At 72.9% G+C, this 17,418-nt stretch carries 13 protein-coding genes; 2 read left to right on the top strand and 11 right to left on the bottom strand.

The features are described 5' to 3' along the window. Window positions 1-23 precede the first annotated feature (23 nt). Window positions 24-1,289 (top strand): erythromycin esterase family protein, encoded by a 1,266-nt coding sequence (locus HD597_RS08065; protein ID WP_253741126.1) that lies wholly within the window; start codon window positions 24-26, stop codon window positions 1,287-1,289. Here the strand turns inward: HD597_RS08065 and HD597_RS08060 are convergent. From HD597_RS08060 to HD597_RS08030, 7 genes are all read right to left on the bottom strand, one after another. Beyond that, window positions 1,286-1,447: a hypothetical protein gene (locus HD597_RS08060; RefSeq protein WP_253741124.1), complete on the bottom strand. Its 162-nt coding sequence runs from the start codon at window positions 1,445-1,447 to the stop codon at window positions 1,286-1,288. The two genes, HD597_RS08065 and HD597_RS08060, sit on opposite strands and share 4 nt — an antisense overlap. Continuing rightward, a complete protein-coding gene (locus HD597_RS08055; protein WP_253741123.1) occupies window positions 1,444-3,432 on the bottom strand; it encodes a hypothetical protein in 1,989 nt (662 codons plus the stop codon). The genes HD597_RS08060 and HD597_RS08055 overlap by 4 nt, the downstream gene beginning before the upstream one ends. Next, window positions 3,429-6,008, bottom strand: coding sequence for an alpha-mannosidase (locus tag HD597_RS08050; RefSeq protein ID WP_253741121.1), 2,580 nt, complete (start codon window positions 6,006-6,008; stop codon window positions 3,429-3,431). Before HD597_RS08050 ends, HD597_RS08055 begins: the two co-directional genes overlap by 4 nt. Further along, window positions 5,993-6,586, bottom strand: coding sequence for a D-sedoheptulose-7-phosphate isomerase (locus HD597_RS08045; protein ID WP_253741119.1), 594 nt, complete (start codon window positions 6,584-6,586; stop codon window positions 5,993-5,995). Before HD597_RS08045 ends, HD597_RS08050 begins: the two co-directional genes overlap by 16 nt. A gap of 112 nt (window positions 6,587-6,698) precedes the next feature. Next, window positions 6,699-7,664 (bottom strand): ROK family protein, encoded by a 966-nt coding sequence (locus HD597_RS08040; RefSeq protein WP_253741117.1) that lies wholly within the window; start codon window positions 7,662-7,664, stop codon window positions 6,699-6,701. Between the two features lie 105 nt (window positions 7,665-7,769). After that, window positions 7,770-8,813: a LacI family DNA-binding transcriptional regulator gene (locus HD597_RS08035; RefSeq protein WP_253741116.1), complete on the bottom strand. Its 1,044-nt coding sequence runs from the start codon at window positions 8,811-8,813 to the stop codon at window positions 7,770-7,772. Beyond that, window positions 8,810-10,657, bottom strand: coding sequence for an MBL fold metallo-hydrolase (locus HD597_RS08030; RefSeq protein WP_253741115.1), 1,848 nt, complete (start codon window positions 10,655-10,657; stop codon window positions 8,810-8,812). The genes HD597_RS08035 and HD597_RS08030 overlap by 4 nt, the downstream gene beginning before the upstream one ends. A gap of 32 nt (window positions 10,658-10,689) precedes the next feature. Between HD597_RS08030 and HD597_RS08025 the strand changes: the two genes are divergently transcribed. Beyond that, window positions 10,690-12,324: a glycoside hydrolase family 84 protein gene (locus HD597_RS08025; RefSeq protein WP_253741113.1), complete on the top strand. Its 1,635-nt coding sequence runs from the start codon at window positions 10,690-10,692 to the stop codon at window positions 12,322-12,324. A 114-nt stretch (window positions 12,325-12,438) separates the two neighbouring features. Here the strand turns inward: HD597_RS08025 and HD597_RS08020 are convergent, their stop codons facing one another. The 4 genes from HD597_RS08020 to HD597_RS08005 are packed head-to-tail and all read right to left on the bottom strand — an operon-like array spanning window position 12,439 to window position 17,418. Beyond that, window positions 12,439-13,941 (bottom strand): FAD-dependent oxidoreductase, encoded by a 1,503-nt coding sequence (locus HD597_RS08020; RefSeq protein WP_253741112.1) that lies wholly within the window; start codon window positions 13,939-13,941, stop codon window positions 12,439-12,441. Then, window positions 13,938-15,665, bottom strand: a complete 1,728-nt coding sequence (locus tag HD597_RS08015) for an alpha-amylase family protein (protein WP_253741110.1) — start codon at window positions 15,663-15,665, stop codon at window positions 13,938-13,940. Before HD597_RS08015 ends, HD597_RS08020 begins: the two co-directional genes overlap by 4 nt. Further along, window positions 15,662-16,489 (bottom strand): carbohydrate ABC transporter permease, encoded by an 828-nt coding sequence (locus HD597_RS08010; RefSeq protein WP_253741108.1) that lies wholly within the window; start codon window positions 16,487-16,489, stop codon window positions 15,662-15,664. Before HD597_RS08010 ends, HD597_RS08015 begins: the two co-directional genes overlap by 4 nt. After that, window positions 16,486-17,418, bottom strand: a complete 933-nt coding sequence (locus HD597_RS08005) for a carbohydrate ABC transporter permease (protein ID WP_253741106.1) — start codon at window positions 17,416-17,418, stop codon at window positions 16,486-16,488. The genes HD597_RS08010 and HD597_RS08005 overlap by 4 nt, the downstream gene beginning before the upstream one ends.

The raw sequence follows: 17,418 nt of genomic DNA, 5'->3' as shown, positions 1-17,418 counted from the left end.
GCTTCAACGATACCGTAGAAGGCATGAACCCGACAGAACAGGACCGTGCCATGAGTGCCGCCCCGTCGGTCGGCGACGCCGCCCTGGACCTCGACGTCGAGGGCATCGGCGCCGTCACCCGGCTCGTCCGCGCGCTGCCCGCCCGTCCGCGGCTGCTCGGCCTGGGCGAGGCGTTGCACGACGAGCGGCCGATCCACGAGCTGCGCAACGAGATCTTCCGTGAGCTGGTGGAGCACGAGGGCTTCGGCGCGTTCGCCATCGAGAGCGACTGCCTGGCGGGCCTGGTGGTGGACGAGTACGTCCGGACGGGCGCCGGCTCGCTGGACGAGGTCATGCGGACGGGGTTCAGCCACGGCTTCTGGGACCGGGAGGCGACCCGCGACCTCATCCGCTGGATGCGCGCGTACAACGAGGGCCGCCCCGCCGGGGAGCGGCTGCGCTTCTTCGGCTTCGACGCGCCCATCGAGATGATGTACGCGGCCGGCCCTCGCGGCCCCCTCATCGCGCTGCACGACTATCTGACGGGGGCCGGCGTCCCCGTCCCGGTCGAACGCGACACCCTGGAGCGCCTCCTCGGCCCCGACGAGCGGTGGACGAACGAGGCCGCCGCCATGGACCCGTCCCAGTCGGTGGGCCGCTCCGCCGAGGCCGCCGAGCTGCGCCTGCTCGCCGACGACCTCGTGCCGCTGCTCACCGTGCACGCGCCGCACCTGCTCCGCGCGGCCTCGCGGGAGGAGTGGGAGCGGGCGCACCTGTACGCGCGCACCGCCACGGGGCTGCTCCGCTACCACGCGGTCATGGCCGACCCGTCGCCGTCACGCGTCGGGCGGATGCTGGGGCTGCGCGACGCGATGATGGCCGACAACCTCGAAGCCGTCGCGCGGCACGGGCCCGCGCTCGTCTTCGCCCACAACCGGCACCTCCAGCGCGAGGTCAGCCGGTGGCAGCTCGCGGACCTGGAGCTGGAATGGTGGAGCGCGGGGGCCATCACCGCCGCGCGCCTGGGCACCGGCTACGCCTTCCTGGCCTCGGTCCTCGGCGCCGTCCGCCATCAGGGTCTCGGCGTCCCCGGTCCCCGCACGCTGGAAGGCATGCTGGCCGCGCTTCCCGGCGAGCGGTACGTGGTCGACCCGCGCCTGCTGGCGGCGGTGCTGGGGGAGTCCGGGCTGGGGGAGGCGGTGCTGGAGCAGCGCACGGAGGTCGCCGGCAACCACGGGTACTTCCCGTTCGACCCCCACCACCTGGGCGGGACCGACGGGCTCGTCTTCGTCAAGCACGTGCGCCCCTAGGGCGACAGGATCCGCGCCGTGGCGGCCCACCCCTCGCGGGCGCGGGTAGCGGGGCGCCCACCCCGCCGCCGTAGCGCCTCCGCGTGCGCCCGCTTGGTCAGCGGCTCGTCGTCCACCACGTTGTACGTCCCCCCGGGCACCGCCGGCGCGGCCGTCACGCTCGGGCTGCCGCCCGCCGGCCGCCGGTAGCCGCCAGCACCTGCTCGCACGCCAGCAGCAGCACCCCCGCGCTCCAGGCGTGCGACAGCGTCAGGTACATGCCCTTGGGCTGGAAGCAGTCCGTCTGGTAGTAGCGCTCGGTGATCATGCCCCGGTACGCGTTGAGGTCGCCGTCGGCCGCCGGGAGGAGCTGGCGGAAGCAGTCCAGCGTCTCGTGCGCCCGCTCCGCGTAGTACGGATCCCCGAGCGCCTGCGACAGCTCCACCAGCTCCGCCGTGCACACCAGCCCGTACGCGTGCAGGTGCTGGTTCGACGGCGAGGCCTGGTCGGCGCCGCGGGTGGCGAAGCCGTAACGGCCGAGCGGGGTGCGGGGGCCGAAGCGCACGTTGTAGGTGTAGCGGAAGGTGAGGGTCCAGTCGGCGGCGCGGCGGGCCAGGTCGAGCCAGCGGGCGGCGCCCGTGCGGCGGTGCAGCGCCATGTACGCCATCACGGCGGCGTACCCGTCCTCCGAGGTCGGAGCCAGGTCCACGTCCTCGGGGGCGCCGTAGACGAACTCGTCGTCCACGAACGAGGCGTAGTACTCCCCCGCCCGCTCGGCCGCCCGCAGGTGGTCCGGGTCGCCGGACTCGGCGAGCGCGGCCACCCAGGTCAGGCCCGAGGCGCCGGACCAGGACAGGACCTCGCCGGTGGCGGCGTGGTGCAGCGTGCCGAGGTTGCCGTCGGCGCGCTGGCGGGCCGCCATCACCCGCAGGTTGGAGCGGGCGGCCGCCTCCCACGCCGGGTTCGGGCGGGAGCGCAGCGCGCGCAGCAGGAACAGGGTCGCCTCCCCCAGCGTGCGCGCGTGCAGGGCGTCCTTGACGTGACTCCAGCTCTGCGACCAGCCCGACTGCCGGTACCAGACGCCCCAGAACGTGCCGGACGGCGACAGGCCGGCGCAGATGAAGTCGATGACCCGTTCGGCGGCGGCGACGTGCTCGGGCCGTCCCCTCCGCAGCCCGTACTCCAGGAGCGCCGCCGCCCACGGGATCCCGCTCACCCAGCCGACGTGCATGGCCTGCCGGTCCACCCGCTCGCCGTTGGTGCCGCTCACCTCCCGGTCGAACCCGACCGTCTCCAGCAGCACGCCGGGGTCGGGGTCGTAGTGCCAGCGGTACAGCCCCTCGGCGGCGATGTCGGCGGCCTGCTCGACGTCCTCCCACGGCTCGATGGGGGCGGCGGGCAGGCGCAGGTCGCGGTCCTCGCGCAGGAGCGGCGCGTACGCGTGCCGGTCCGGGGGCAGCGCGCCGGTCGCGAGCGTGAGGACGTGCGACTCGCCCGGCTGCCACACGTACGTCGCGGCCCGGGCGGGCAGCGCCAGCGCGGAGCCGTAGTACGTGACCGGGAACTCCCGGTACGGGAACAGCAGCGCGATCGTCGCCTGCCCGGCCTCGTGCTCGATGGCCAGGCCGGTCGGGCCGAGCGTCGACTCCTCGTCCGCGATCAGCGCGGTGCCGCCGGCGTCGCCCCAGACCAGGACGGCGGGGGTGGCGGCCCGGTCGGCGCGGAAGCCCCAGCGGGCCGAGACCATCTCCTCGGGGCGGTCGGCGCCCGGCTCGAAGCGGGGGAAGACGCGCTGGCAGTCCGCGGGCCGGTTCTCGCCGTAGAAGAGGCCGGGGATCAGCCACCACGGGTCGCCGGTCGCGGTCACCGACCTGCTGACGCGGACGGTCGCGGCGGCGGGCGCGGCGCCGTCGTACCGGATGCTCAGGCTCAGCTCGCGGCGGCCCGTGGGGCGCCGCTCGCCCCACCGCCACTCCACGCCGAACGGGCCCGCGCCCAGCAGCTCGACGAGCACCTCGCCGCCGTCGGGGTCGGGGACGACGACGCGCGGCGCCTGCCGCGGCAGCCCTGCGAGCTCACCGGGCCGGGGCAGATCCGCGACCGGGCCGCCGGCCTCGCCGGGGCGGGGCGGGTCCGCGACCGGCCCGGCGGCTCCGCTCGTCACCAGGCCTCCACGGTGAACGCGCCCTTGCGCACGCCCAGCTCGACCAGGTCGGTCTCCATCGCGGACAGCGGGTCGTCGAGCGGGATCCTGAACGTGCGGATCTCGCTCGGCCCGAAGTCGGCGACGAGCCTGATCCCGGCCATGGGGATGTTCAGCGTCGCGACCGCGGGATGCCCGGTGCTCTCGACGGCGCGGACCACGAGGTCGCGCGGGGCGTCCTCGTGCAGCTTCACCGCCGTCACCATGACCTGGCCGCTCCCGTCGTCGAGGTAGCCGCGGGCGCTGGGCAGCGGGCCGTCGTGGAAGCTCTCCAGCATCGCCCGCACCGGGGAGCCGAGCAGCGCGGCCCGCCTGGTGAGCCCGGCGGCCCGCCAGTCGCCGCCGTGCGGCACCAGCAGGTACGAGAACCGCTGCGTCCCCTGGTCCTGGAAGGAGTAGTAGCCGTCCGGGTCGAGCAGCCGCGGATCGTGCCAGGAGTGGACCGGGCTGCGCACGGCGGTGATGCCGATGCTGTGGCTGCGGCCGGGGCTCGGCGGGGAGACGTCGTAGCCGTGCTTGGCGTTGTTCACCACGGCCAGGCCGGCCCGGGCGCCGCGCACGGCGCCCGACAGGTCCACCCACGACTGGGCGGGCTCCTCGGCTCCGTCGATGGGCCTGTTCAGGTGGGCGAACGGGATCTCGTACGTGGCCACGGGGCTCTCCAGCCCGACCGGGAAGCGCAGCTTCATCAGGTGCGCCCGCTCCCGCCAGTCGAGCTCGACCCGCACCTCGACGGCGTCGTCGGCCCCAGCGCCCAGGATGAACTCCTCGGCCATGGTGGAGCGGCCCCACTCCCGCTCGACCCGGAGCCTGGCCCGCAGCGGGCCGTGCTCGCGCAGGACGACGGCGGTGGTGGCCATCTCCTCGCCGGGCCAGTCGTAGGAGACGACGCGATGGCCCCAGGTGTCGGTGGGGTCCTCGCAGACCTGCGTGTGCGGGCCGGAGGCGCCGGCCAGGAGGTCGACGCCGGTGCGCTTGTCGACCAGGCTGGACAGCCAGCCGGTGACGGGGTCGAGCTCCAGCCGCAGCACGTCGTTCTCCAGGTGGCTCCCGGAGGCCAGCAGGGTGCCGGCCGGGTGCGCGCCCGGGCCCTGGCGCAGCCGGTAGAGGCGGTAGCCCAGCGCGGGCAGCTCCGCCTGGAACACGGTGGCGCCACGGCCCCTGTCGTCGGTGGTGGCGACCGACTGGGTGCGCTGGCAGGGCACGTCGGCGCCGTCGGCGTCCACGACGTGCACGCCGTTCGGGGCCAGGCCGTACTGCATCTCGACCCGGGTGGTGACGGGCCACGGGTGCGGGTTGAACACCACGACCGGCTGGGTGCCGCTCTCCTCGGGCACCGAGATGTCGCGGGCGATCACGTTGTGCGCCCTGGCGATGACCCGCTTGGAGATCGCCACTGCCTCGCCGAGCTGGTCGCGGGCGTCGTCGTAGGCGGGCTCGATGGCCGAGCCGGGCAGCACGTCGTGGAACTGGTTGAACAGCACCTGCTTCCACGCGCGCTCCAGGTCGGCGCGGGCGTCGTGGCCCGCCACGGCGGCCCACCGCTCGGCCGACAGGACCGCCGCCTGCGCCCTGCGCTGCCAGGCCTTGATCCCGGAGTGCGCGGAGTAGCAGCCGGCCGCGTGGTGCTGCAGGTCGTCGCGCCACACGGGCAACTCGGCCAGTCCCTGCTCGCCGAGCCGCTTGGCCATCTCGTCGAAGTAGCGGCGCGGGGACGACATCGTCAGCTCCCCGAACGTGCCCATCCGGTCGTAGCGGTGGATGGACTCGATGTTGGCCCTGGTGGGGCCACCGCCGTGGTTGCCCACCCCATAGAAGATCATCAGGTCGCCGAGCGAGCGGTCGAGCTGGCCGAGCGCCTTCTCCGTCTGGCCGGCCACCTCTCCGGGCGGGCTGCAGTACTCGAACGGGATGCGGTAGGCCAGCACGCGGCTGCCGTCGGGCGCCTCCCACCAGAACATCGTGCCGGGCAGCTCGCTCTCGTGCGGCCCGGGGCGCAGGAAGCAGTACGAGTCCATGCCCTGGCCGCGCAGGATGGCGGGCAGCATGGCGTTGTGGCCGAACGGGTCCACGTTCATGCCGACCGAGGCCGTGACGCCGAACTTCTCCTTGAGGTAACGCTGGCCGTACAGGCCCTGTCGGACGAACGACTCGCCCGACGGCATGTTGCAGTCGGGCTCCACCCACCAGCCGCCCGTCATGACCCAGCGGCCCTCGGCCACCCTCTCCTGGATCCTGGCGAACAGCTCGGGGTCCGACTCCTCCACCCACGACAGCAGCACGACCTGGTCGCAGGTGAAGACGAAGTCCGGGTACTCCTCCATGCGGTGGATCGCCGACCAGAACGTGGCCCGCGCCTCCTGGTAGCCCTCCTGCCACGGCCACAACCACACCGGGTCGAGGTGCGCGTTGCCGATCATGTGCAGGGTGCGGGCGGGGGACGCCGCGGGCCTGGGGGCTCTGGGCAGGTCGCGCGGCTGACTGCCGGAGGGCGCGTTCGACATGGGGGCCGTGCGCCTGTTCACGCGGCCGCCCATGCGTCGACCTTCTCGCTGATCATGTGCAGCATCAGTGTGTGGATCTCCTGGATGCGCGGGGTCTCTGAGCTGGGGGCGAGCAGGACGTGGTCGGCGTGCTTGGCGGCGGCGCCGCCGTCGCCACCGCCGAACAGCACCGTCACCGCGCCGTTGGTCCGTGCGGCCTCGAGCGCGCTGACCACGTTGGGCGAGTTGCCGCTCGTGGTGAACGCGGCCACGACGTCGCCCGGGCGGGCCAGCGCCCGGACCTGGCGGGCGAAGACGTCATCATAGGCGTAGTCATTGGCTATGCACGTCATAACGGTCGCATCGGTTGTCAGGGTGACCGTGGGCAGCGGGCGGCGGTCCCGCTTGTAGTGGCCGATCAGCTCGCCGGTGAGGTGCTGGGCGTCGGCGGCGCTGCCGCCGTTGCCCATCGTGTAGAGGGTGCAGCCGCGGGTGAAGGCGTCGATGAGCAGGTCGGCGACGTTCTCGACGGCGGGCAGCAGGGCCGCCATGCCGCGTGCGGCGGCGAGGTGACCCGCCACGTGTTCGGCGAGGACGTCGGAGATCGGGGGCATCGGGGGAAGATCAGGCATGGGTCTTTCCTGAGGCGAGGTCAGGGGCCGGTTCGTGGGGCCGGTTCGTGGGGCCGGTTCGTCGGGTTTTGCGCGAGCGGGGTCAGGCTCTGAGGTCGTGGGCGAGGGCAGGTCAGGCCTTGGCGCCGGTGACCAGGTCGTGGGCGACGGCTCCGGCGCCGACCACGCAGACGCCGTCGCCCAGCTCGGCCAGCGTGAAGCGGGCGGCGCGGGCGGCGGGCGGCATGGCGTCCCTGGCGACCGCCGCGGCGACGGGGTCGAGGAGGCGGGCGCCGGACCGGGTGACGCCGCCGCCGAGGACGACGAGCTCCGGCTCGAACGCGTTGACCAGATCGGTGAGCGCGGTGCCCAGCGCCCATGTGGTCTCGTCCCACACCTCGATCGCGAGCGGGTCGCCCGCCTCGGCGGCGCGTGAGACGTCCTCGGCCGTGGGCGGCGCGAGGGCGGACAGCGACGAGGGGTGGCCGGCGGCCAGGGCCTCGCGGGCGCGCTCGGCGATGGAGGTGCCGGACGCGTACGCCTCCAGGCAGCCCCGCCGCCCGCACGAGCACTTCCGCCCGCCCGGACGCACCATGACGTGCCCGAGCTCGCCGCCGTTGCCGGCCGCGCCGCGGTGCAGGCGGCCGCCGATGACGGAGCCGCCGCCGACGCCCGTGGAGATCGTGAGGTAGATCATGGTGCTGGTGCCGCGACCGGCGCCGTACCGGAATTCGCCCAGCGCCGCGGCCGTGGCATCGTTCTCAAGGGCGGCGGGGACGCCGAACGCCTCCGTGGCCAGCGAGACGATCGGGACGTCGATCCAGCCCGGCAGGTGCGGCGGGCACTCCAGGATGCCGGTCGTGGTGTCCAGCGGCCCGCCGCAGGAGATGCCGACGGCGGCCACCTCGGGCACGCCGGCCTCCGCGACCGCCTTCCTACCCAGGTCGAACAGCCTGGTCAGAACGGGTCGCGGCCCCTCCTCCCTGCGGGTGGGGGTGACCTGCCAGCCGTGGATCAGGCCGTCGCCCGTGACCACGCCCGCGGCGAGTTTGGTGCCGCCGATGTCGAGGGACAGGACGGCGGGAAGATCGTTCTCCATGGGGCCTCCGACGGGAACGGCTGGCGATGAGGCTGTGACATCGTTCCCACACGGGATCCTAGGGCGACCTTTCCCCATGGGTCAACGCACCGGAAGACAGAAATGTCAGAGGGAGGGTGGCTGCGCGGTGGATTCGCGCTCGACGAGCCGCACGTTGAGCACGGTCGTGACCGAGTCGGACTCGGGCCGCTCGATGCGCTCGTCGAGCCTGCGCACGGCGGTCGCGCCCAGGTTGAAGGTGTCCTGCGAGACCGCGCTGACCGTGGGCGAGACCATGCTCATCCAGGGCGCGTCGTCGAAGGCGACGAGGCTGATGTCGCCGGGCACGCGCAGGCCCAGCTCGCCGATCGCCCGCCAGACGCCTTCCGCGAGCACGTTGTTGGCGGCGAACACGGCCGTGGGACGGTCGGGGCCGCGCAGCATGTCGAGCGCCCGGCGGCGCGAGTCGGCCACGTCCCAGCCCGAGGAGACCACCAGGCCGGGATCGACCTTGATGTCGCCGGCGTTCAGCGCCTCCAGGTAGCCCTGGTAGCGCTCGTACCCGGTGGTCCAGTCGGTCTCGTCGATGAACAGCGCGATCCTGCGGTGGCCGAGCCCGACGAGGTGGGCGGTGGCGGTGCGCGCGCCGACACGGTTGCCGACCACGACGCCGTCGGTCGAGCCGGCCGCGAACTGCCGGTCGACCTCGACCACCGGGATGCCGTGGGAGGCGAGGTAGGTGGACACGGCGGAGGAGTTGGGCGTCACGACCACCCCGGCCACCCGGAGCGCGACCAGCGCCTCCGCGGCCTCGCCCTCGGCCTGCGCCGACAGGCTCGTGTCGGCCAGCACCATGGTGTAGCCGCGCTCCCGGGCCTCCCTGCTGGCGCCGGCGGCCAGCTCCGCGTAGAACGGGTTGCGCAGGTCGCTCACCAGGACCCCGACCGACCGGCTGACCTGCTGCTTGAGCGTGCGTGCCATGATGTCGGGCACGTAACCCAGCTCGGCCGCGGCCCGCAGCACCCGCTCGCGCACGTCGCTGGCGGCGTAGCCGCGCCCGGTCAGCGCCCTGGAGACGGTGGAGCGCGAGACGCCGGCCGCCTCCGCCACGTCCTTGATCGTGGGACGGCGGGAACGGCCGAGGGGGGCGCTGCGCCGTTCTACGGTCATCGAATCCCTTCCGCGACCACGTCGACCAGCGCCTCGGCGTGCTGCCCGAGTCGCAGATCGCCGATGGTCAGATCGACTGCGAGGCGTACGCGGCGTCGCGGCACGACGTCGGCGCCGAGACGGAGATGCACCTGCTCCATACCCCCTCCGGGCAACCTAAGCGTCAGTGATCCCTGCTCGCGCCGCCAGCCGGGCGGCACCACCGGCTCGACGGTGGCCACGACCTTGTCCGGCCACGGGTTGCGCACGGTGGCCGTCAGCACGACCTCGCCGCCCGCGGGGACGCTCGTATAGTACGGCGTCAGGCGGCACAGCACGCCGTCAGCCCCGAGGTCCAGCCGGTCCAGCGGGAGCAGGTCGTGGTGCAGCGCGACCAGCTCCTCGCCCCGCTCGGTCATCATGTGCAGGTAGCCGTCGTCCACCCAGCGGGGCCGCCAGTGGCCGCTGACCATGAGGTCGGGGCGCAGGCGCCGGTAGAGCGCGGCGCTCTTGCGGTAGTCCTCGATCTGGAACCTGTTCTTGTACTGGAAGTTCAGGATCTCCTGGCGCTCGTCCGGGATGCCCATCCCGTCCTGCTGGTCGCCGGTTACCAGCACGCGGTGCCCGTCCACCTGGAACTCGTACGCCGCCGCGAACAGCGTGTGCCCCGGCAGGTCGTGCACCGTGATCTCGTACTCCCGCCAGCGCACCGTCTCCCCCAGGCCGAGCACCCGGTCGGCGGGGATCGGGTCGAACCACTGGCACGGCAGGTCGTGGTGAAGGGGCGCGGCCAGGATGGGAGCGATGTGGGAAGGTGCCCAGATCGCGGTGCCCTCGACGTCGCGCAGCAGCGGCATGCCCGCCACGTGGTCGTCGTGGTAGTGGGTCGGCAGGGCGACCTCGACGCTGGTGACGCCGTAGTGCTCGCGCAGCGCGGGCAGGGAGGCCAGCCAGGGGCGGCGCGCCTCGCGCGCGGTGCTCTTCACCAGGCCGGTGGACATGTCGTAGCCGAAGTCGAACACCATGGCCGCGCCCGACTCCGACAGCAGCACGTAGCTGTAGGACTGGCTGCTCCTGTTCATCAGCAGGTGCGGCGTGACCTGCACGAACGGGTTGTCGAGCAGGCCGCGCACGTCCCAGGGGTGCGGGCGGCGGAAGTCCACGTACCGCTGCATGGCGGCCGACAGGCGGGCCAGGGCGTCCTTCGGGTCGATCATCGGCTCGCCGTGCGAGGGCAGCAGCACGTCGAGCTCCTCCCGCTGGAGCAGCTCGGAGCTGAGGACGACCATGGCGGGGCCCTCGTTCTCGGTGTACGACCACTGGGTGGCGGCCAGCGACCACACCTTGCCGGGGGCGTAGATCAGGTCGCCGGTGAAGGCGACCCGGCCCACCACGTACGTGACGGAGCCGGGAGTGTGACCCGGTGTGGGCAGGACGCGCACGTCCACCCCGCCGTATCGGGCCGTCCGATATTCCGGCACCACGTCCGTGACCGCGACCGGCTCCAGCAGCGAGAAGCGGTCGTCGCGCAGGTCGTAGTCGTTGAGCAGTTGCCGCCCCTCCCACATCTCGCCGACCTTCTCGAACAGGTCGCGCTCGACGGGCGGCACGTGGATCCGCACGCCCGCCGCGACCGCCCGGTGCAGCCCCTGCACCTGGTCGCGGTGGTGGTGGGTGACCAGGACATCGGTGATGCGGTCGAGGCCCAGCTCGTCGAGCAGGTCGAGCACCCGCCCCGAACCGAAGTCGACGGCGATCCCGGTGCGCTCCCCGCCCTGGAGGGCGGGAGCCTTGATGACGTAGACGTGGCAGGTGTCCTCGACGCGGAGCACCCCGGGCACGACTTCGGTTACTTCCGTGAGCACGAGGCCAGATCCTATCCGGTATCGTTCCCACAATGGAGGTCCTGGAATGGATTGTTCCCTGTCCGAAAAAGGCCACTTTCGGTATTTCGCACGTCGAGCTTCGTGACGCCGGGGTCCAGGGCGACGCGGCCGCCGGAAGTGCCGTCGGCGAGCTGCGCCGGGCACTCCCGCCGGCGCCGGACGCTCCGGCGCTCATCAAGGTGCGGGTCGACGCCGGCGCCGGGTTGCCGCCGGAGGGGTACACCCTGACGGCGGGCGACGGCCGGGTGACGATCGTGGGGGCCGATCCCGCCGGGGCGTTCTACGGGGCGCAGACCCTCATCGCGCTGGCGGCGGCCCCGTGCTCCGAGCATGTGGCGTGCGTGCCCGAGTCGGACGTGCGCGACTGGCCCGACCTGCCGCTCCGGGGCACCATCGAGGGCTTCTACGGCACCCCGTGGACCCACGCCGACCGCATGGACCACCTGCGCTTCTCCGCCAGGCACAAGCTGAACGCCTACGTGTACGCGCCGAAGGACGACCCGTTCCACCGGGAGCGGTGGCGGGAGCCGTACCCGCAGGAGGAGCTGGCGCGGCTGGCCGAGCTGGTCGCGGAGGCGGCGGCGCGGCACGTGCGGTTCGTGTTCGCGCTCAGCCCCGGCCTGTCGATGGTCTGCAGCGACCCGGCGGAGCGGGCGGCGCTGCGGGCCAAGGCCGAGCAGGTGTGGCAGGCGGGCGTCAGGGAGTTCGCGCTGCTCTTCGACGACATCCCGCCCGAGCTGAGCCACCTGCCCGACCGCGAGGCGTACGGCACGGCGGAGGGGGCGAGCGCAAGCGCCCACGCGGCGGTCTGCCGCGACTTCGCCGAGCGGTTCCTCGCACCCCGCGGCGCCGACCGGCCGCTGACCATGGTGCCCACCGACTACGCCGGCACCGCCCGCACGGCCTACCGTGACCGGCTGGCGGCCGAGCTGCCCGCCGACGTGCTGGTCTGGTGGACGGGGTCCGACGTGGTGGTGGGCGCGATCTCGGCCTACGACATGACGGCGGCGGCGGCCTCCTACGGCCACCGGGTGGCGCTGTGGGACAACTTCCCGGTCAACGACTTCGACTTCTCCAGGGTCTTCCTGGGCCCGCTGGCCGGGCGGGCCACGGACCTGGACGACGTTCCGCTGGAGGGCATCACCGCCAACCCGATGGTGGAGGCGGCGGCCTCGCGGATCGCGCTGGCGACGGTGGCCGACTACGCCTGGCACCTGGCGGCCTACGACCCGGCGCGCTCGCACCGGCGCGCGATCCGGCTGCTGCCGGGCGCCGAGGAGCTGCTGCCGCTGGTGGAGGCGTGCTCGGCGTGGCCGCCGGGCGCTGACCAGAGCCCGGCGCTGACCGCCCTGTGCGCGGCCGCGCTGGAGGGCGGGCCCTACGAGGCGCTGCGCGCCGAGCTGGCCCGGCTGGCGGAGCTGCCGACCGGCGTGCCGGGGCCGATCGCCAGGGAGCTGGCCCCGTGGGTGTCGGCGGCCAGGGACATGGGCGCGGCCGGGCTGGCCGCGCTCGGCCTGCTGACGGGCGCGGGCACGCTGGCGGCGGCCGAGGAGGCGCTGGCCCGCGCCGAGACGCACGAGGCGAACGTGCTGCGCAAGGTGATCCCGCCGTTCGCCCGCCAGGTCATCGAACGCGTCACCGCCTGAAAACCGCAGGACGGCCCGTGGCGGGTGCGCTCGCCCCGGGCCTTTCCGCGTGCAGTCCTGATCCGCCCGGGCCGTGCGGCGTGCAGTCCTGATCCGCCCGGGCCGTGCGGCGGGTCAGAGCGACAGCACCTGGCCGGCCGCCCGCAGCTCCTCCTGCAGCGCCGTCACGTCCACGTCCTGCACCCCCTTCCCGCTCCCCGCCGCCTGGGCGGCGGCCAGCCCGGCGGCGTGCCCGAGCATCTGGTACTGCACCTCCATCCGGATGGAGGAGAACGCCACGTGCGAGGCGGACACGCACACCGGCACCACCAGGTTCGAGCACTCCTCCCGCCGCGGCACGATCGCCCCGTACGGGATCGGGTACGGCGCCACCCCCACCGACAGGTACCCCTCGGTCACCACCATGGGCACCGGATCGGGATGCTCGTACACCTCCCGCCACGTCCGCTGCACCTCACGGATGTCCAGGTGGTAGGAGCCCATCGCGATCACGTCCGGATGGAGCCGCCCCTGGAGGAGGTCGTGCTCGGTCAGGTGCCTGTCCCCCAGCATCCGCCGCGCCTCGCGCACGTAGAGCTGGTGCGGCAGGTGCCCGGTGTCGGCGAACTCGTCGGCCGGCAGCCCCCACCGTGACAGCTCGGCCCGGACGGCGGCGGGCACCTCGGGGTCGTGGGAGAGGAAGTACAGCAGGTCCTGGGCGTGGTGGAGGTGGTGCAGGCGGATGCGCTCGCGCCCGGCGGCGTCCGCGTCGGGGTAGGCCCAGGCCGAGCGGTCGAGCACGCTGAGCGAGAACGGCCCGAGCGAGTTGCCGTCGCACTTGCCGTGGGGCAGGTTCGGCTCCAGGCCGACCAGGCGTCCGGCACGGGGCTCGACGCCCTGCTCGCGCCAGTGGCGGAAGAGCCGCCGCCCCAGCTCCCAGTGCTCCTCGTCGTAGCCGGGCCGCCGCTCGAACGGGATCCGGTCGGGCGCGGTGGTCATGCAGACGCGGTAGCCGTACGACATGACGCCGCCGTCGCCCGCGCCCACCTCGGCCATCGGCCCGTCGGCGACCTGCGGCAGCAGCGTGCCGTCGGCGCGGAACGGCGAGATCCACGGCGGGAAGTTGTGCATGCCGGGCACCACCTCGCGCCGCCCGGCGAAGGTCTCCCCGTGCAGGGAGCGGTCCTCCCTGCCGACGCGGTACGACACCCCGGCGGCGGCCAGCAGGTCACCCTCGTAGCCGGCGTCCACGAACACCCCGGCCGCGTGCTCCCCCACCGACACGATGCGCTCGCCCGAGGTGACCACCGCGCCCAGCGGCGCGCCGAACACCACCTCCACGCCGGCCCGCTCCAGCCAGGACAGGAAGATCTCCTCGGCGACGTGCGGCTCCGGCCCGGCGTAGTGCCCGGGGGCGACCCCGTACGCGTCGGCGACCGCCTGGCGGAACTCGGCGGCCATGCCGCCCAGCACGCGGGCGTCGCCGACGTCGGTGTAGCCGAGGCCGCCCGAGGTCATGCCGCCGGCGTGCCGGCCGGGTTCGAGCAGCACGGTGTCCAGGCCGCGCCGGGCGGCGGCCACGGCGGCGCACACGCCCGCCGAGGTGGCGCCGTACACGACCACCTCGGCCTGTCTCACCGCAGGCCCCACCAGGCCGCCACCTGGTCGAGGTCCGCGCCGGTGATCGGCTCGCCGGTGTTGTCGATGGACTCGACGTAGTACAGGGCGGGCACGCCGAGCTCGGGCTGGGCCCGCGCGTAGGCGAGCCAGTCGGCCCGGCTCGGCATGGGCCACTGGTCGGTGTCGATCAGGTGGTGCGGCATGGCGTGCGTGGCCACGGCGTGCCGGTAGCGGAGCTGGTCCACGGCGGGCACGAGGTCGCCGCGGGCGTCGTACTCCAGCACGTCGTTGAGCCTGATCATGTCGGTGACGTCGGCGAAGGCGGGGTGCGGGGTGTGGGTGATCATGAGGGCGTCGGGCTTGACCTGCTTGGCGGCGTCGTACATGGTGGCGAGCAGCTCGTGCAGGAGGGCGATCCCCCAGGTCGAGCCGTACGTCTTCAGGTGCGAGCCGCTGGGTGACCACTGCGTGAAGTCCACCTTGAAGCCGTCGGCATCGAGGTCGCCCAGGAGCCGTTCCACGATGGCCCGCACGCGCAGCCGGTAGGCGGGGTTCGACGGGTCGGCGGCCACGGGGCGGCCGCCCGCGTCCGCCACGCACTCCTCCGGCGGCAGGCCGTCGGCCGACCAGGCGCGCCACCACAGCAGCACGCGCTGGCCGCGGGCGTGCCGGCCGGCGATCCACTCGCGCAGCTCCGGCCACTTGGCCTCGTCGGGCTCGCAGTCGCCGTACGTGCGCTGCCACCGGTCGTCGATGACGATCGTGCCGGGCACGATGCCGTGCTCCTCCAGCCTGGCCAGCCACTGGTCGTACAGGTCGCGCCGCGACAGCTCCACCGGGGAGACGCCGTCGGCCCTGGCGCACTGCGCGCCCCAGCCGCAGAAGATCGGCCGGCTCCACCAGTCGGCGCGCTCGGGAGCGCCCGGCGGGGCCAGGCCGTGCTCGACGAGGTCGGCGCGGTGCTGGGCGATCGCCTCCCAGGGCGAGGGCGCGGCCCTGAACACCACGGCGGGCGAGGCCCACGAGCCGCGCACCTCGGTGCGGCACTCGTAGTCGAAGCGCAGCAGCGCGCCGCCGTCCAGCGGCTCGTACGTCAGCTCGGTGAAGGTCAGCTCGGCGATCCCGGCGCGGACCGAGGCGCCCAGCCAGTCGCCGGCCGGGACGGCGGTCGCCCCGTCGGGCTCGTCCTTGCAGAAGGCCAGCACCAGCGGCGGCGGGGAGAAGACGGCGTGCAGGCGGCCGGGCGAGGCGTCGCCGACGACGGTCAGCGCGACCGGCGCGGACACCGGCCGCACCACCCGCACGGGGTGCGCGGGCGTGGGGCTGAAGACGCCGCGCGCGTGGATCCCCGACCGGAACGTGCCGGCCGCGCGGGTGTTGAGCACGGCCCTGCCGCCCATCAGCGTCACGTCGCCGAGCACGCCGTCGCCCTCGACCCGCACCTCCAGCGCGATCGTCTCGGGGGTGCAGGTCAGCCTGACCGTCTTGGCCTCCCACTCGGTGGTGCGCTGCGGGAAGTCGAAGATCACCTGGTTGCCGCGCTCGACGAGCACGGGCGGCAGCGTCTCGTACGTCTCGTCGCGCCCGCCCCTGGTGTTCACCGAGGCCAGCAGGTTGAGCGTCATCCAGCCGACCAGCTCGGCGCTGGGGTCGGTGCGCGAGACGGTCAGGTGGTAGTGGCCGCTGTCCAGGTGGTAGGCCGTGTCGGTGGTGGTGATCCGCATGGGGTGCGGAAGGCTCATCCCTTGCTCCCGGTCGTGGCGATGCCCTTGACGAAGTGCTTCTGGCCGAGGAAGAACAGGATGATCATCGGGATCGTGGTGATCACGCTGGCCGTCATGACGATCTCCCAGTGCCACTCGCCGCCGAACCCGAACTGGTCGAGCAGCGCCTTCAGCCCGCGTGGCACGGTGAACGTGCTGGAGTCACGCAGGTAGATGAGCGGCCGCATGAGGTCCGTCCACGCCGCCTGGAACTCGAACAGCAGCGTCACCACGACCGCCGGCTTGCACAGCGGCAGGGCCATCCTGGTGAAGATCTTCCAGTTGTTCGCCCCGTCGATCTTCGCCGCCTCGAACGGCTCGCGTGGCAGGCCCATGAAGAACTGCCGCAGCAGGAAGATGTAGAACGCGCTGCCGAACAGGTTCTGCGCCCACAGCGGGGTCAGGGTGCCGACCATGCCGAGGGAGTTCCAGATGAGGAACACCGGGACCATGGTGACCGCGCCCGGCAGCATCATGGTGGCCAGCAACAGGCCGAACAGCGCGTTCCGGCCGGGGAAGCGGAAGTAGGCGAAGCCCCACGCCACCATCGCGCTGGTGATCGTCACGGCCACCGCGGCCAGCACCGTCACCAGCAGCGTGTTGAACATCCACAGCGCCAGCGGCGCCTCCTGCCACACCTGGATGTAGTTGTCGAAGGTGAACGTCTCGGGCAGGATCCGGTGGTCGAACACCTCGCTGCGCGGCTTGAAGGAGGCGCTGAGCAGCCAGATGAACGGGTAGATGAACGCGATGGCGAACGCGCTCAGCGCGACCCACGTCAGGATCTTCGGCAGCCGCCTCACGAGTTCCCCCCTTCGTAGTGCACGAACCGCCTGGTCACCAGGAACTGCACGCCGGTGATCGCCATGATCACGATGAACAGCAGCCAGGCCAGCGCGGAGGCGTATCCCATGTGCAGGAACTCGAAGGCCTGCTGGAACAGGTAGATCGCGTAGAACAGGGCGGCGTCGTTGCTGTAGGTGGTGTTGCCGGAGCCGAAGAAGGCGGTGTACGCCTCGGTGAACGACTGCAGGGCGTTGATGCTGTCCACGATGAACAGGAAGAACAGCGTGGGGCTGATCATCGGCACGGTGATCCGCAGGGTGCGCTTCCACCATCCGGCCCCGTCCACGAGGGCGGAGTCGTACAGCTCCTGGGGGACGCCGCGCAGCGAGGCCAGGATGATGACCACCGACGACCCGACGGTCCACAGGCTCATCAGCACCAGGCCCGGCTTGACCCAGACGGGGTCGGTGGTCCAGGCGGGGCCGTCGATGCCGAAGACGCCGAGGAAGGCGTTGATCAGGCCGTCCTGGCCGTTGAACAGCATCAGCAGCAGGATGCCGACCGCGACCGGCGGCGTCATCTTGGGCAGGAAGAAGGCGGTGCGGAAGAAGCCGGTGGCCTTGGTGGCGCTGTTGAGCAGCAGCGCCAGCCCGAGGGAGACGACGAGCTGGGTCGGCACGGACATCACGGTGTACAGGAACGTGTTGCGCAGCGCCAGCCCGACCTTCGGATCCTCGAAGAGGGTCACGTAGTTGTCGAAGCCGATGAACGACGGGTCGTTGATGACGTCGTAGTCGGTCAGCGACAGGTAGGCGCTGTTGATGACGGGCCACGCGGTGAAGATCAGGAAGCCGATGATCCAGGGGCTGATGAACAGCAGCGCCGCGCGGGTCTCGATGAACCGCATGGACCGCCGGCGCGGCGCCGTGGTGCGCGAGAGGGGCAT

Origin of the sequence: Nonomuraea thailandensis (assembly GCF_024172165.1) — a bacterium.
GTDB lineage: Bacteria > Actinomycetota > Actinomycetes > Streptosporangiales > Streptosporangiaceae > Nonomuraea > Nonomuraea thailandensis.
Note: the sequence above shows the minus strand (reverse complement) of the source record. Positions and strands in the feature narration are given on the sequence as shown.